Genomic DNA, 14,511 nt, shown 5'->3' with positions numbered 1-14,511 from the left:
AATTACTCTTTTTTACTAGATTTCTTGTTTTCAATTTTTTATTACATCATCTGTAACTGGTTGATTTTCTATAAGTATTTTTACCTCGGTATTTGTGCTGTCTATAATTTCTACTTTTACTTCTTCTACTGGAGCATTTGGATCTATCCAAATTTCTCCTTCCGGATCTTTTGGCTCTGCAGGTGTAGTACCATGTAAACTTAAAACATAGCTAGCTACCTGTGCCATTTCTGCTGGTTTAAGATCTGTTTTCCACGAAATCATACCTTTTCCAGCACGACCACCTTCAGATATTGTATGGAATACGTTTTTAATACCACCACCTAAAATCCAGTAATCGTCTGTTAAATTTGGTCCAATACCGCCACCACCATCGGCTTTATGGCAAGCTACACAGTTGGCTGTAAAAATGTTTTGTCCTGCTTTAATATCTGAAGGATCTGTTAAAATAGTTACAGTATTAACATCGACTAGGTCTTTTGCAGTTTTTTTCCATTCTTCAATTGCAATTTTAGCTTCAGCAACTGCTAAATCGTATTCTTCTTTTTGGTTGTAATCGTTTACAATTTCAAAACGCACCCAATATATTGCAGCAAATATTATTGTAGCATAAAACATATAAACCCACCATGGTGGTAAATTGTTATCTAATTCTTTAATACCATCGTAATCATGATCTAAAATTATTTCATGTTCTTCTTCAATTCTTTTTGTACCTAAAGATTTTTTATAAGTTTCTCTAATCCATTTAAATTGATTTTCTCTTTTAATAGCTTGTTGAGATAAGTAAGTTGCTTTTTGCTCTTCTGTAAGCGTTTTAAATAATACGGTTTTTAAAGCTTCTATACATATTTCAAAGGCGATGGCAAATAACATTGCTGTTCCAATAATGGCCCAAAATACAGGTTGAGTAAGCATTGCCCATTCTTCTCCAGTGTTATAAACCCATTCAATTAAAATTATGGCTAAAACAAAAAAGAGTAATAGTCTTAATAATGATGCTGTAGTTTTCATATTTAATCGTCGTTATTAGTATTAATGGTGTCGTCTTGAAGCGGAATATTACTAACCGTTTCTATATGCGATTTTTTAGCTGTAAAAACCCACAGAAATAATCCTGCGAAAAAGATGAAGAATATTAAAAGTGATATAATAGGATATATTTCTACTCCATCTATTTGTTCTAAATTTCCTTTTACAAATTTAAACATGGCTATTATTGATTTAGTGCAGTTTCGTTTGCGTTTTTAATTTTAATATCTGTTCCTAAACGTTGTAAATATGCTATTACAGCGACAACTTCACGATTGCGCATCTCTACAAAATCTTCTCCATTTTCCTTTGCATATTTTTTATCTGCCTCATAAGTTTTTGCGAAATCTGGATCACTATAAAGGTTTTTTTCAATTTGGGCACCTTGTTCTGTCATCCATTTTTGAGCTTTAGCAATATCTTCTTTGCTATATGGTACACCTAAAGTTACCATAGCTTCCATTTTTGCTTCTGTTAAACTTTTATCAAGCTTGTTTTTAATTAACCATTTGTATGATGGCATAATTGAACCTGATGAGGTGCTTTGAGGGTCGTAAAAGTGATTTAAATGCCAATTATCACTATATTTTCCACCAACACGTAGTAAATCTGGACCTGTACGTTTACTTCCCCAAAGAAATGGATGATCGTAAACATATTCTCCTGCTTTAGAGTATTCTCCATAACGCTCAACTTCACTTCTAAAAGGTCTTACCATTTGTGAATGACAGCCTACACAGCCTTCTCTAATATATATATCTCTACCTTCAAGTTCGAGTGGAGAATAAGGCTTAACACTTGATATAACAGGTATATAATCATCGACAATTAATGATGGAACAATTTGTACCGCTCCACCAATTAAAATTGCTATTGTAGCATAAATAGTTAATTTAACTGGGCGTCTTTCTAACCATGTATGGTAGCCTTCTTTATTTGTACGTTTTTTAGTTACTTTTTGTAATGGAGCAGATTCTGCTAACTCATCTGTTACTTTTACACCAGAACGCGCTGTCATAATAACATTATACACTCCTATTAGGGCTCCTGTAATAAATAAAGTTCCTCCAATGGCACGCATCCAGTACATTGGCATAATTTGCGTTACAGTTTCTAAAAAGTTTCCATAAGTTAATGTACCATCTGGATTAAACTGTTTCCACATAGATGCTTGTACAAAACCTGCAACATATAATGGTAAAGCGTATAAAATAATACCTAAAGTACCTATCCAAAAATGTACATTGGCTAACTTAAGCGACCATAGTTTTGTTTTAAAGAGTTTTGGTACCATCCAGTAAATCATACCAAAGGTTAAGAAACCATTCCATGCTAATGCACCAACGTGAACGTGTGCAATAATCCAATCGCTAAAGTGCGCTATAGCATTTACATTTTTTAATGATAACATCGGGCCTTCAAACGTTGCCATACCGTATCCAGTAATAGCCACAACCATAAATTTAAGAACAGGATCTGTACGTACTTTATCCCAAGCACCACGTAAGGTTAATAACCCATTAATCATACCTCCCCAAGAAGGAGCAATTAACATAACTGAAAAAGCTACACCTAAATTTTGTGCCCAATCTGGAAGAGCAGAGTATAATAAATGGTGTGGTCCAGCCCAAATGTAAATAAAGATTAAAGACCAAAAATGTACAATAGATAGCCTATAAGAATAGACAGGTCTATTAGCAGCTTTAGGAACATAGTAATACATTAAACCTAAAAAAGGTGTTGTTAAAAAAAACGCCACTGCATTATGGCCGTACCACCATTGTACTAATGCATCTTGAACGCCTGCATAAGCAGAGTAGCTTTTAAATGCACTTACAGCTATTTCCATACTATTTACAATATGCAAAACTGCAACAGTTACAAATGTTGCTAAATAAAACCAGATAGCAACGTATAAATGACGTTGTCTTCTTTTAAGAATAGTACCAATTAAATTAGCACCAAATACAACCCATATTAATGCAATAGCAATATCAAAAGGCCACTCTAATTCGGCATATTCTTTAGACGTAGTGTAACCTAAAGGTAATGTAATAGCAGCACCAACAATAATGGCTTGCCATCCCCAAAAATTAAGATTACTCAACCAGTCTTTCCACATACGTGCTTTTAACAAACGTTGAGTAGAGTAGTAGACACCTGCAAAAATAGCATTACCAACAAAGGCAAAAATTACTGCGTTTGTATGTAATGGACGTAAACGTCCAAAGCTTAGCCAAGAAATACCATCTGTAAGGTTAGGAAACAAGAACATAAAAGCAAGTAATAAACCTACTGACATGCCTACAATTCCCCAAACGAGTGTAGCGATAATGAATTTGCTAACGATTTTATTATCGTAATAAAATTTTTGTAATTCCATAGTTACTTTAGTTATTCTTTATATATAATTGGTTTTATGTTGTCTTTAGACTTTGTTTTTTTGTTTTTCTCTTTAACAATTTCATCCTCAAAAAGCATTCTTACAGAAGGTGTATACATGTCATCATACTGTCCACTTTTTACAGATACTATAAAGACTGTAAAAAATATTAATGCTACCAAAACACTAATTGCTAAAAGCATATAAATAATACTCATACCTTACCTGAATTATTTTGTAAAATTAGCGCTGTTGAGGTTTAAAAAAGATGACAATTATCATGTTTCAAAGTTTATTTTAAATAGTTTTAGTTAATTAAGATTAAGTTTTTTTAGGCAGTAATTTTTTTCCAATGTAATAGGTAGCTAATGTTGTGAAAACAACAATACTTATAGAACTTAAAGGCATTAAAATGGCTGCCACAACAGGTTTTAAATGACCTGTGATAGCAAAACCTAATCCAATTAAATTATAGATTAAAGAAAAAATAAAAGCGTATTTAATAATTGTAATACCTTGGTTTGAAAGCGATAAAAAATTTGGTATATCTTTAAATTTTGAAGCATCTAAAATACCATCGCAAGCTGGAGAAAAAATGTTTACGTTTTCTGAAATTGAAAAGCCAACATTACTTTGAGCTAAAGCTCCTGCATCGTTAAGTCCATCTCCTAGCATTAATACGTTTTTTCCGTTTTGTTGCTGTTGTTTTATATAGTTTAATTTGTCTTCTGGTTTCTGATTAAATAATAATGTTGTGTTTTTTGGCAATAATTTTTTAAGATGTTCTTTTTCGCCATCATTATCGCCTGAAAGAATGACTAGATTATAATTTTTTTTAAGTGTGTTAAATACTTCCTTAACACCATCTCTGTATTCATTATAAAACACATAACATCCTTTGTACTTATTGTTATTGCTAATATGAATAGCTGTACGTTGTTGTGCTTTAGATTGTGAAATTTCATTTTTGTTCTCAACATAACCAAAGGAACCCACTTTAATCTCTTGATTGTTAATTTTACCGGTAATACCTTGTCCTATATCTTCTTTAAAAGTATCTAAAGGTTGAATATTATTTTTATCTAAAATAGCATATAGAGATCTGCTTAATGGATGGTTTGATGCTCTAAGCGTACTTGTAAGTAATGTCTCTTCTTCTTCGGTAAGAGAAATACCTTCATAAGTTATTGTATTTTTAGTATTTGTAGTAAGCGTTCCTGTTTTATCAAAAACAACAGTGTCTATATGCGCTAACTGTTCTATAACTGCACTGTTTTTAATGTAGAGTTTATTACGACCAAAAATGCGTAATAAATTACCTAATGTAAAAGGAGCGGCTAAAGCAATGGCACAAGGACATGCTACAATTAAAACCGATGTAAATACATTTAAAGCAATATATGAGTCTATAAATAACCAAACAAAAGTTGCTATAAATGCTATAAATAGAAGACTTAATGTAAAACGCTTACTAATACCATCTGTTAAAGATTGAAAATGACTTTGCTTATTTTTACTAAAAATCTCGTTAGACCAAAGTTGTGTAAGATAGCTTTGCTCTACAGGTTTTAAAACTTCTACTTCAATAGATCCAGCTTGTTGTCTTCCTCCCGCAAATAAGTGTTCTCCAGATGTTTTTGTAATAGGTTCTGCTTCGCCAGTAACAAAACTATAATCTATTAAAGCATTTCCTTTTATTAATATTGCATCTACAGGAAGCAGTTCTTCATTTCTAATAAGTATTCTATCTCCTTTTTTAAGCTCGTAAACTTGAGCTTGTTCTTCTTTAATTGTAAGATTAATTTTTATTAGTCGTGTTACTGCAATTGGGAAATAAGATTTGTAGTCGCGCTCGAAAGATAAAAATGCGTAGGTTTTTTTCTGAAAAAATTTGCCTAGTAATAGAAAAAATACCAAGCCCGACATACTGTCAAAAAAACCTGTTCCATAGTCGAAAATAATTTCTATTGTAGATCTTATAAATAAAACAGAAATACCAATGGCTATTGGTACATCGATATTTAATATTTTAGAACGTAATCCTTTGTAAGCAGAAATAAAATAATCTTGACCTGAATATAATGCAACTGGTAAGGCAAATGCAAACATTAACCACCTAAAGACAGATTTAAATTTATCTAACCAAAACTCGTTAACCTCGAAATATTCTGGAAAGGAAAGAAACATAATGTTTCCAAAAGCAAAACCAGCAACACCTAGTTTATAAATTAAACTTCTATCGGTTTTTTTACTTTTTTTAGTTGCATCATCTAGAGAAATGTATGGTTCGTAACCTAATTTAGATAATAAAACAACTAAGTTTTTAAGTGTAATTTCTTCAGAAGAAAAAGTAATCCTTACCGTTTTTTTAGGAAAATTTACTTGTGCCGTTTTTATTGCTGGATTAAGTTTGTTGAGGTTCTCTAAAACCCATATACAAGAACTACAATGTATTGTTGGAATTAATAATGAAACTACTTGTGTACCTTGCTCGTTAAACTCTAAAAGTTTAGAGGTAATTTCTTTATTTTCAAGAAAATCAAATTTTCCTTCTTTAAAAAATGGAGTAGTACCTGGTGACTGTTCTATATCATAATAATAAGATAAATCGTTATCATTTAAAATATCGAAAACAGTTTTACAACCGTTACAACAAAAAGATTTATTGTGATGATTGATTACTGTTTTGCACTCATCTCCACAATGGAAACAATTTTCCATAATTATATTATTTGCTCATACCAATTAATCTCTATTAATTAGTATTGTTATACCTAATACAAAGGTCTTTAAATAGTAAACCCTAAAAAATGACATTTGTCATTCTTTACTTAGATTTATAGAGGTATTTATTATATATCGTGAATAGATTTGCGTATCTTTAGCAGTAGAAAAATTAGAAAGAATGCATGGTCGTTGTGAGAATTGTATAATTAGAGAATTAAACTCGCTTAAAGCTTTAAAAAAGGAAGAGTTAAAGCGAATTTCGGATAGTAAAGTTTCAAAAATTGTAAAAAAAGGAGAAACTTTATTTGCAGAAGGAGAGAAGCTTAACGGCGTTTTTTGTGTACGAAGTGGTGTCTCTAAATTGTCTAAAATGAGTAACAATGGTAAAGACCAAATTGTAAAAATTGCTACAAAAGGAGAGGTTTTGGGACAACGTTCTGTAATTTCAGACGAATCGACTAATTTAAGTGCTGTTGCATTAAATGATATGGAAGTTTGTTATATACCCAAACAACATCTTCAAGAGAGTTTAAATAACAATGTAGAATTTACAAAAGCTGTATTAGTGCATATTGCCAGCGATTTAAAGTTTGCAGATAATATAATAGTTAATATGGCACAAAAAACGGTTAGACAACGTGTTGCCGAAACTATTAAATATCTTGAGGATAATTTTGGTAAAGATAACGAAGGATATATTTCTATAACGCTTACACGAGAGGATATTGCTAATATTGTTGGTACAGCAAAAGAAGCATGTATAAGAACGCTATCTTCATTTAAAAAAGAAAATTTAATTGCTACAGATGGAAAACGCATTAAAATAGAAGATAAAAAAGCCCTCTATCGTTTAATAGAAGGCTTTTAAAATTTTAAAACTATTTATTTTATATTTTAACGGTTAATACAGGAAGTTTAGAGTGGTTTACAATATCTTCACTTATACTACCAGAGAAAAAATGTGCTAGTCCTTTTCTTCCATGAGTTGGAATTCCAATAATATCTGCTTTTACTCTTTTTGCATAATTAAAAACACCTTTTTCTACCGAGTAGTCTGAATAGATTGCAATATCTTCGGGTAAAATATTATCATCTTTATGTAGGTGCACTAAAAAATTAGTTATACGTTGCTCTATTTCGTTTGTGCTTAAATAATATTCTCCAGGAAGATTAACAAAAAGTAATTTTACTTCTATCCCTAATTTTTTAAATAAGTTAGTAGTTTTATTAAAAACCTCAAGGCTTTCTAACCTATAATCGCTTGCAAACACTGCTCTTTTAATATTAAAATCGCTTTTTTCTTTAATAACTAATACTGGTACCGAAGCTGTGCGGACTACTTTTTCTGTGTTAGATCCAACAAATACCTCGGTTAAACCACTACTTCCATGAGAACCCATTACAATAAGGTCTGCTTCGTATTCTTTAGCGACATCGTCTATTTCACTAAAAACTTTATAGTTTTTAACAGTTTGATGAATAGTGATACCATCTAAATAATTTTTATCTAAAAACTCGGCAAAACGTTTTTTTGTTAATTGTACAAAAAACATACCTTCCATGGAGTCGTCTTCTTTTGTAATTACAGCATCACTAAGACCTAGCATATGTACAGCTACAATTTCTGCATGCTGTTTTTTAGCTATTGTTGCAGCAACTTTTAATGCATTTTCTGAATATTCTGAGAAATCTACGGGAACTAATATTTTTTTCATTGTTTTAGTGTTTGTATTAATATACTCCAAAGGTAAGTTTGCTTTTTTTTTATTAAGATGATAAAAGTCATATTACAAGACTTATTATATTTTTAGTTTTACCAAAATGAAAATTATAAATTAAATGAAAGCTGCTGTAATTACTAAAAGTACAGAGTATTATATTTCTATTAAAGAGTGTCTTATTAATACTCAAGGTATTTCTAATTTAATAGAAGATGCATCTAATAATAAAATTATTTTCGAGTTCACCACACATAATGCGGTAGAAGGTTTACGAGAAAAACTTATAATTTTTGGAACTGCTATAGAGTTCGTGTTTTTGTGAAAAAAAAACTTATAATATTCTCATTTTACCGGTAATATCTTCAATTTCTATTGTGTAAATTATTGGTAAATCTTCAGACGATATTTTACTAGAAAACTGATTAATATAATCTAAACTTTTATTTTCATTTTTATTTATTAAATCTTTTACACCAAGTGAAAACTGGTGTAGTAAAGCAAGTGCACCACTACCAGATTGCTCTTTGTATTTACCATGTACCATAATAGATTTCCAATCGTTTATTGCAGATATGGTTGTAACGCACATAGAAACAGCGTTATTTTTTCTTAACGCATCAATTTTATGACCTTTTGCAGAATAACAAATTATATTATGTTGTTCTTTATTATAAAAATAGGTTATAGGTAGTACATAAGGCTTATTTAAATAGTTATATGCTAAGTAGCCAACGTAATTTCTGTTTAAAATGAACTCACACTCTTTAGTATCTAAATTTTTTATCATAATTTTTTTATTTAGTGAATAATATTTAAAATTCTAATGGATTAAACTCATGTTTCTTTAAAACCGATAGTAATTTTACTAATGGTATTTTTACCGAATAACTTCCTGTGTAAGATGGACACATTACACAATCATCGAAATAATACTCTACATAGGTTTCATTTAAAACAAAATTATTTTTATGGTTTAAAAAGTTGTCTAAGGAGAGTTCCCAACAATCATAATACAATTCTCCTTTGTTAATTTTATTAGATATTTCGTGATTTAAAATGTTTGTAAAATCTGTTTCACTATCGTTTAAAAAGAAATCTTTATAGGTCATAAAAACACCTCGATTTAAATCAAAATTCATACAGTTAAAACTAAAACTAGGATGTAATGTTCCAGAATAAAAATTTTCTTTGTAAAAAACTACACTTACCAAATTGTTATTTACACTATATATTTTATAATTTATTAGTCTGCTTTCTTTAAAGTTTTTTAGAGTAATACTATCGCATTTTTGTTTTTTTTCTAAAATAGAGGCTTCGGTTCCAGAAATGTTTAAATAAAAATCTTTAATATAATTGTTAAAATTCTCGTACTTAGGATTTAATTTTTCATTTAGCTCTGGATAAGTGAAATTTATAGTATAGTTTTCTTTTTCCTTAAAAAAAGTTTTTTCTTTAATTAAAGTTTCAAGATCAATTCTTTCGTCTTTTTTATTAATTAGTTTTTTTTGTTTTATTTCTATGGCAATAGATTTATTATTTTTTAAATCTTTTTCTTCAGCTTTAGAAGTGTCTATAATCTTTTCTTGAACAGGATCAATGTTATAATCTTTAATTTCTTTTTTATAATCTGTTTTACAATTTAAAAGAAGACAAAAAACAAGAACTACTTTAAGGTTTTTCATAATAAATAGCTTTTTAACAATCTCAAAATTAGCGCTATATATTTTTTTTAAACATGATATAAATCATCTTTTTTAAGGTATTTCTGTTTTAATTTTAAGATGTAACCATTTAATATTTAAAGAAAATGATTAAAATAATTATTCCTACAGATTTTTCTGAGACCTCTAAAAATGCAATTTATTATGCCTTAGAATTAATGAAATACGAAAAATGCGATTTTACCATTGTTCATGCCTATGCTACTGAAGTTTATAACAATACTGAAGAGCTTTCTAGAGATTATTTTGAAAAGTATCGAGATAAAATTAAACAAGAAGCAGATAGTAAATTACAGAAAATTATAACACAAATGCTAGAAAAATCTCCTAACCCGAGACATAATTATAAAAGTATTTCCATTTTTAATAGTATTGTAGAATCTGTAAATGACCTTATTAAAAAAGAGGAGGCAGACTTAGTAGTTATTGGAACAAAAGGAAAAACAAATAATGTAAATAATGCGTTTGGCAGTAATACAATTAATTTAATTAAATATGTTAATTGTCCTATACTATCTGTGCCTTTAAGTTATAAAGATATGCACCCAAAACATATTTTATTTCCTACAGATTATAACATTCCTTTTAATAAAAGAGCTTTCAAGTTAGTAAGTAACATTGCTAAAAATTATGTGTGTAAAATTCATTTTTTATATGTTTCTACACTTAAAAAAATGTCTTATAGGCAAGAAGATAATAAAGCCTTTTTAAGCTATTGTTTTAAAGATAATTTTATTGATTTTTTTCAGTTACCAGAAATAGATGTTGTAAAAACAATAGAAAAAACAATAGAAACAAAAAATATAGATTTATTAGTCATGATAAACCATAGGCAGTCTTATTTAGAGAATATGCTAAAAAATTCTAAGATTGAAAATTTAGAGTTAAATATTAAAATTCCATTTTTAGTACTTCAAAATTAAATTTTAGGTGTAACTATTTTAATTTAAAACTATTTTAAATCGTTTCATAAAATTTCAATACATTGGGCTAACCAAACTATAAAATTTTAAAAAATAGATTTTATATAATTAACCAAATAATTGAAATATGGTATCATTAAGCACATTAGACTATGCTTTAATAATAGTATTTTTTGTAATAACATTATCCATAGGAATATATGTTTCAAAAAAATCTAGTAAAAATTCTTCAGAGTTTTTTCTTTCAGGTAGAACAATGCCATGGTGGTTGTTAGGTGTTTCTATGGTTGCCACAACTTTTTCTACAGACACACCTAATTTAGTTACAGATATTGTTAGGACTAATGGTGTTTCTGGAAATTGGGTTTGGTGGGCTTTCTTAATTACTGGATTATTAACCGTATTTGTATATGCTAAATTATGGCGAAAATCTAACGTGAAAACAGATATAGAATTTTATGAATTTAGATACGGAGGTAAGCCAGCCCAATTTTTAAGAAAATTTAGAGCCGTTTATTTAGGTGTTATTTTTAATGTAATAATAATGTCTTCGGTTACGTTAGCAGCCATTAAAATTGGAGGTATAATGTTAGGTCTTGAACCATGGGAAACTGTTATTAGTGCAGGATTAATAACCGTTTTATTTAGTGCTTTAGGAGGTTTTAGAGGCGTTGTATATACAGATTTTATTTTATTTTTTGTTGCTATGGGTGGAGCTATTGGAGCAGCATATTATTTAATAAACATACCTGAGGTAGGTGGGTTAGATGCTCTATTAAGTAATGAAAATGTTTCTAAAAAGCTTTCTATTTTACCAGATTTTAATAATACAAATGCATTAATAACACTTTTTATAATTCCGTTAGCAGTGCAATGGTGGAGTTCGTGGTATCCAGGTGCAGAACCTGGAGGAGGAGGATATATTGCACAACGAATGCTCGCTGCAAAAGATGAAAATCATGCCATTGGTGCAACTTTTTTCTTTAATATAATGCACTACGCATTGCGTCCTTGGCCATGGATTTTAGTTGCGTTAGCATCTATAGTTGTATTTCCAGACTTGGCAAGTATTCAAGAGGCTTTTCCAAATATTACAGAAAGTAAATTAGGTCATGATTTAGCTTACTCAGCCATGTTAACAAAATTACCAAGTGGTCTTTTAGGTTTAGTATTAACGTCGTTAGTTGCTGCTTATATGTCTACAATTTCTACACAATTAAATTGGGGATCATCATACATGGTATACGATTTTTACAAGCAACAAATAAACCCAAATGCTTCAGAAAAAAAGCTTGTATTTATTGGTAGAGTTTCTACAGTTGTACTTATGGTTTTAAGTGCCTTATTAGCATTATTACTTCAAAATGCATTACAACTTTTCGAAGTTTTATTAATGTTTGGAGCCGGAACAGGTTTAATTTTTATTTTGCGTTGGTTTTGGTGGAGAATTAATGCTTGGAGTGAAATAACAGCAATGTTTGCATCTGGTATTATTTCAATTCTATTAAAATTAACACCAATAGGTGTATACCTTTTTGGAGTGGATTCTGGTGTTTTTGCAGAGTATTATCAATATCCATTTGTTGTTGTAATTACTACTATAATTTGGCTTATTGCTACCTATGCAACGCAACCTGAAAGTAAAGAAGTACTTCAGCAGTTTTATAAAAAAATACAACCAGGTGGTCCAGGTTGGAAAAAAGTTGTTTTTGAAGCAGAAGAGCAAGGTATAAGCTTAAAAAATAATAATTATGTTTGGAGTGTTCCTTCTGGTCTATTAGCTATGATTTTAGGCTGTGTACTAATATACAGTTGCATGTTTGCAACAGGTTATTATATTTATGGAGATTATAATTTAGCATTTGTATTAACAGTTGTAGCGCTAGTTTCAGGATTGTTTTTAATTAAGGTGTGGAAGCGTGTTAGTTCAAAAATTTTGTAAAAAACATAAAGAAAAACATAAAAGCCTCGTAATTAAAAAATTACGAGGCTTTTTTTATATAATTAAACGTTTTTTTAAATAAACCAAATCGATAAATAAGATAATATTGTGGTTTAATTATTAAAAATAAATAGGATTTATATTGTGAAATTAAAAACAAAAACCTCATAATCAAAAGATTATGAGGTTAGTTGCGGAGAATGAGGGATTCGAACCCCCGGAGGTGTGACCCTCAACAGTTTTCAAGACTGCCGCATTCGACCACTCTGCCAATTCTCCTTGAGTGCCTCATCAAGCTATTTGCCTGAATGCGGGTGCAAATATAGTGTCCTTTTTCTTTCTTTTCAAATAAATTTTATGATTTTTTTAAAAAAATTAATTTAAAATTGGGATAGGTTTCATTTGTTCGTTGACTGCCACGAACTTAAAGTATCCTGTGACTGTTAATTCTCTATTATAATTATACATGTTTTCCATAAAAATATCGACTTTTACGGTGCAACTTGTGTTTCCAACTTTATAAATTCTTGCAACTAATTCTACAATTGTTCCTTCTGGAATTGGTTTTTCGAAATCTATTTTATCTGTAGATATTGTTACTACTTTTTTTCTACTAAATCTTGTGGCACAAATAAAGGAAGCTTCATCCATCATGTGTAAAGCAGTACCTCCAAATAAAGTATTATAGTGATTAGTTGTATTTGGAAAAATTGCTTTAAATATTCTTGTTTCAGATTCTTTTATTAATTCTTCTTTAGATTTCATATCTATAGTTATATCATTTTAATTTATTAGACTTTATTGTCTTTATTGCGAATGTAATTCTATTTTTGCAGAAAGTTATTATATAAATATATGAACGTAATCGAAGCTTTACAATGGCGCTACGCAACTAAATCTTTTGATGAAGATAAAATAGTTTCTAAAGAAAAATTAGATATTCTTTTAAATGCCTTTAATTTAACAGCAACTTCTTATGGACTGCAACCTATTAAGTTAGTTGTAATTGATAATAAAAAATTGCAAAAGGATTTAGTAAGTTATTCTATGAATCAAGAACAGATTGCTCAAGCATCTCACGTTTTTGTTATTTGTATAGAAACTATAATAGATAAGATATTTATAGAAAACTATTTTAAATTAGTAAAATCTACTCGTAATACACCAGATGAAATATTAAATCCTTTTAAAAATTTTTTAATTGATGATTTTGAAAGAAAAACAGAAAAGGAAATTAAGGAATGGAGTATAAAACAAGCATATTTAGCATTAGGAAATTTATTAACCGTTTGTGCTTTAGAAAAAATTGATGCTTGCCCAATGGAAGGTTTTGAGCCTAGTAAATATGATGAAATTTTAAAATTAAAATCTAAAGGATTACAATCTGTTTTAGTTTTACCAATAGGTTATAGAGCTGAAAATGATTTTATGTCTAAGCTTAAGAAAGTACGTAAAGATATTAACTCTAGTGTGTTATTTACGTAATACATTTTTTTGGCAAGATTCTTGGTATATTGTATATTTATAGTGTAATATTTAAGTCTCAAAAGTATTTATGAAAAACTTATTTTTTTTATTCCTAATATGTATTTCTTTTCAAGGATTTTCTCAAGATGAAGATTACCCTAATCTTAATTGGTTAACAGATTTCGAAAAGGCAAAAAAAGAATCTAATCTATCAGATAAGCCTATACTAATGTATTTTACTGGCAGTGATTGGTGCGGCCCTTGTAAAATGCTTAAAACAGACTTTTTTAATACTGAGTCTTTTGAAAAAAAAGCAGAAAATTTTATTTTATTGAAGGTAGACATGCCAAGACGTTTAGATATTATAACGCCAGAGCAAAAGAAGAAAAATAAAATATTAGTAAAAAAATATAATAAAAAAGGAGGTTACCCCAATTTAGTAGTTTTAAATAATAAATTAGATGTTATAGGTGAATTAACAGGCTATACATTTTTAAGAGAAACAGATAGGCATTTCGCATTTATAGACGGATTTATTAAATGATATTGAAAGTATTATAGAAATTTAAAAGCCTTTTAAACTTTGAGTTAGCAG

The 14,511-nt window shown here is 29.2% G+C and carries 15 protein-coding genes and 1 tRNA gene; 6 read left to right on the top strand and 10 right to left on the bottom strand.

The genetic code is table 11. The features are described 5' to 3' along the window. Positions 1-30: 30 nt before the first annotated feature. The 5 genes from BWR22_RS09310 to BWR22_RS09290 form a co-directional block, all read right to left on the bottom strand. On the bottom strand, positions 31-1,014 hold the full coding sequence (locus BWR22_RS09310) for a cbb3-type cytochrome c oxidase N-terminal domain-containing protein (RefSeq protein WP_076733413.1): 984 nt from the start codon (positions 1,012-1,014) through the stop codon (positions 31-33). Positions 1,015-1,016: 2 nt separating this feature from the next. Further along, the gene (locus BWR22_RS09305) at positions 1,017-1,211 is read right to left on the bottom strand and encodes a cbb3-type cytochrome c oxidase subunit 3 (protein ID WP_076733412.1); all 195 of its coding nucleotides are present in this window, start codon (positions 1,209-1,211) and stop codon (positions 1,017-1,019) included. A gap of 5 nt (positions 1,212-1,216) precedes the next feature. Next, positions 1,217-3,415: a cytochrome-c oxidase, cbb3-type subunit I gene (ccoN, locus tag BWR22_RS09300; RefSeq protein WP_076733411.1), complete on the bottom strand. Its 2,199-nt coding sequence runs from the start codon at positions 3,413-3,415 to the stop codon at positions 1,217-1,219. Between the two features lie 11 nt (positions 3,416-3,426). Continuing rightward, a complete protein-coding gene (gene ccoS, locus BWR22_RS09295) occupies positions 3,427-3,633 on the bottom strand; it encodes a cbb3-type cytochrome oxidase assembly protein CcoS (RefSeq protein WP_076733410.1) in 207 nt (68 codons plus the stop codon). Positions 3,634-3,736: 103 nt separating this feature from the next. Next, entirely contained in the window at positions 3,737-6,136 is a 2,400-nt protein-coding gene (locus BWR22_RS09290) for a heavy metal translocating P-type ATPase (RefSeq protein ID WP_076733409.1), read from the bottom strand. A gap of 184 nt (positions 6,137-6,320) precedes the next feature. On the opposite strand from BWR22_RS09290, the gene BWR22_RS09285 reads away from it, so the two are divergent. Then, positions 6,321-7,010 carry a Crp/Fnr family transcriptional regulator gene (locus BWR22_RS09285; RefSeq protein WP_076733408.1) on the top strand — a complete coding sequence of 230 codons (690 nt, stop codon included), beginning with the start codon at positions 6,321-6,323 and terminating at the stop codon, positions 7,008-7,010. A gap of 19 nt (positions 7,011-7,029) precedes the next feature. On the opposite strand, the gene BWR22_RS09280 is transcribed toward BWR22_RS09285, so the two are convergent. Next, positions 7,030-7,857, bottom strand: a complete 828-nt coding sequence (locus BWR22_RS09280; RefSeq protein WP_076733407.1) for a universal stress protein — start codon at positions 7,855-7,857, stop codon at positions 7,030-7,032. 124 nt (positions 7,858-7,981) lie between these two features. On the opposite strand from BWR22_RS09280, the gene BWR22_RS09275 reads away from it, so the two are divergent. Further along, positions 7,982-8,185 carry a hypothetical protein gene (locus BWR22_RS09275; protein ID WP_076733406.1) on the top strand — a complete coding sequence of 68 codons (204 nt, stop codon included), beginning with the start codon at positions 7,982-7,984 and terminating at the stop codon, positions 8,183-8,185. 9 nt (positions 8,186-8,194) lie between these two features. Here the strand turns inward: BWR22_RS09275 and BWR22_RS09270 are convergent, their stop codons facing one another. Together BWR22_RS09270 and BWR22_RS09265 are read right to left on the bottom strand one after the other, a co-directional pair. Then, a complete protein-coding gene (locus tag BWR22_RS09270; RefSeq protein WP_076733405.1) occupies positions 8,195-8,650 on the bottom strand; it encodes a pyridoxamine 5'-phosphate oxidase family protein in 456 nt (151 codons plus the stop codon). 25 nt (positions 8,651-8,675) lie between these two features. Continuing rightward, complete coding sequence (locus BWR22_RS09265; RefSeq protein ID WP_076733404.1) at positions 8,676-9,545, bottom strand: DUF3298 domain-containing protein; 870 nt, start codon at positions 9,543-9,545, stop codon at positions 8,676-8,678. A 125-nt stretch (positions 9,546-9,670) separates the two neighbouring features. On the opposite strand from BWR22_RS09265, the gene BWR22_RS09260 reads away from it, so the two are divergent. Further along, a complete protein-coding gene (locus BWR22_RS09260; protein WP_076733403.1) occupies positions 9,671-10,507 on the top strand; it encodes a universal stress protein in 837 nt (278 codons plus the stop codon). Between the two features lie 127 nt (positions 10,508-10,634). After that, positions 10,635-12,449 (top strand): sodium:solute symporter family protein, encoded by a 1,815-nt coding sequence (locus BWR22_RS09255; protein ID WP_076733402.1) that lies wholly within the window; start codon positions 10,635-10,637, stop codon positions 12,447-12,449. A 194-nt stretch (positions 12,450-12,643) separates the two neighbouring features. Here BWR22_RS09255 and BWR22_RS09250 read toward each other — a convergent pair. Next, a tRNA-Ser gene (locus tag BWR22_RS09250) sits at positions 12,644-12,728 on the bottom strand. 96 nt (positions 12,729-12,824) lie between these two features. Further along, the gene (locus tag BWR22_RS09245) at positions 12,825-13,214 is read right to left on the bottom strand and encodes an acyl-CoA thioesterase (protein ID WP_076733401.1); all 390 of its coding nucleotides are present in this window, start codon (positions 13,212-13,214) and stop codon (positions 12,825-12,827) included. Between the two features lie 90 nt (positions 13,215-13,304). Between BWR22_RS09245 and BWR22_RS09240 the strand changes: the two genes are divergently transcribed. Both BWR22_RS09240 and BWR22_RS09235 read left to right on the top strand, forming a co-directional pair. Beyond that, positions 13,305-13,934 carry an NAD(P)H-dependent oxidoreductase gene (locus BWR22_RS09240; protein WP_076733400.1) on the top strand — a complete coding sequence of 210 codons (630 nt, stop codon included), beginning with the start codon at positions 13,305-13,307 and terminating at the stop codon, positions 13,932-13,934. Between the two features lie 70 nt (positions 13,935-14,004). Beyond that, positions 14,005-14,460 carry a thioredoxin family protein gene (locus BWR22_RS09235; protein ID WP_076733399.1) on the top strand — a complete coding sequence of 152 codons (456 nt, stop codon included), beginning with the start codon at positions 14,005-14,007 and terminating at the stop codon, positions 14,458-14,460. Positions 14,461-14,511 lie beyond the last annotated feature (51 nt).

This window comes from Lacinutrix venerupis (assembly GCF_001971745.1).
Classification (GTDB): Bacteria; Bacteroidota; Bacteroidia; order Flavobacteriales; family Flavobacteriaceae; genus Lacinutrix; species Lacinutrix venerupis.
The sequence above is the reverse complement of the archived record's forward strand: the minus strand, read 5'-3'. Positions and strand labels throughout refer to the sequence as shown.

What these genes read in the sequence shown, in the direction of transcription:
- BWR22_RS09270 (WP_076733405.1), bottom strand. Translation starts at nt 8,650, where the DNA reads ATGATAAAAAATTTAGATACTAAAGAGTGTGAGTTCATTTTAAACAGA.
- BWR22_RS09305 (WP_076733412.1), bottom strand. Translation starts at nt 1,211, where the DNA reads ATGTTTAAATTTGTAAAAGGAAATTTAGAACAAATAGATGGAGTAGAA.
- BWR22_RS09280 (WP_076733407.1), bottom strand. Translation starts at nt 7,857, where the DNA reads ATGAAAAAAATATTAGTTCCCGTAGATTTCTCAGAATATTCAGAAAAT.
- ccoN (WP_076733411.1), bottom strand. Translation starts at nt 3,415, where the DNA reads ATGGAATTACAAAAATTTTATTACGATAATAAAATCGTTAGCAAATTC.
- BWR22_RS09235 (WP_076733399.1), top strand. Translation starts at nt 14,005, where the DNA reads ATGAAAAACTTATTTTTTTTATTCCTAATATGTATTTCTTTTCAAGGA.
- BWR22_RS09285 (WP_076733408.1), top strand. Translation starts at nt 6,321, where the DNA reads ATGCATGGTCGTTGTGAGAATTGTATAATTAGAGAATTAAACTCGCTT.
- BWR22_RS09275 (WP_076733406.1), top strand. Translation starts at nt 7,982, where the DNA reads ATGAAAGCTGCTGTAATTACTAAAAGTACAGAGTATTATATTTCTATT.
- BWR22_RS09245 (WP_076733401.1), bottom strand. Translation starts at nt 13,214, where the DNA reads ATGAAATCTAAAGAAGAATTAATAAAAGAATCTGAAACAAGAATATTT.
- BWR22_RS09240 (WP_076733400.1), top strand. Translation starts at nt 13,305, where the DNA reads ATGAACGTAATCGAAGCTTTACAATGGCGCTACGCAACTAAATCTTTT.
- ccoS (WP_076733410.1), bottom strand. Translation starts at nt 3,633, where the DNA reads ATGAGTATTATTTATATGCTTTTAGCAATTAGTGTTTTGGTAGCATTA.
- BWR22_RS09260 (WP_076733403.1), top strand. Translation starts at nt 9,671, where the DNA reads ATGATTAAAATAATTATTCCTACAGATTTTTCTGAGACCTCTAAAAAT.
- BWR22_RS09290 (WP_076733409.1), bottom strand. Translation starts at nt 6,136, where the DNA reads ATGGAAAATTGTTTCCATTGTGGAGATGAGTGCAAAACAGTAATCAAT.
- BWR22_RS09310 (WP_076733413.1), bottom strand. Translation starts at nt 1,014, where the DNA reads ATGAAAACTACAGCATCATTATTAAGACTATTACTCTTTTTTGTTTTA.
- BWR22_RS09255 (WP_076733402.1), top strand. Translation starts at nt 10,635, where the DNA reads ATGGTATCATTAAGCACATTAGACTATGCTTTAATAATAGTATTTTTT.
- BWR22_RS09265 (WP_076733404.1), bottom strand. Translation starts at nt 9,545, where the DNA reads ATGAAAAACCTTAAAGTAGTTCTTGTTTTTTGTCTTCTTTTAAATTGT.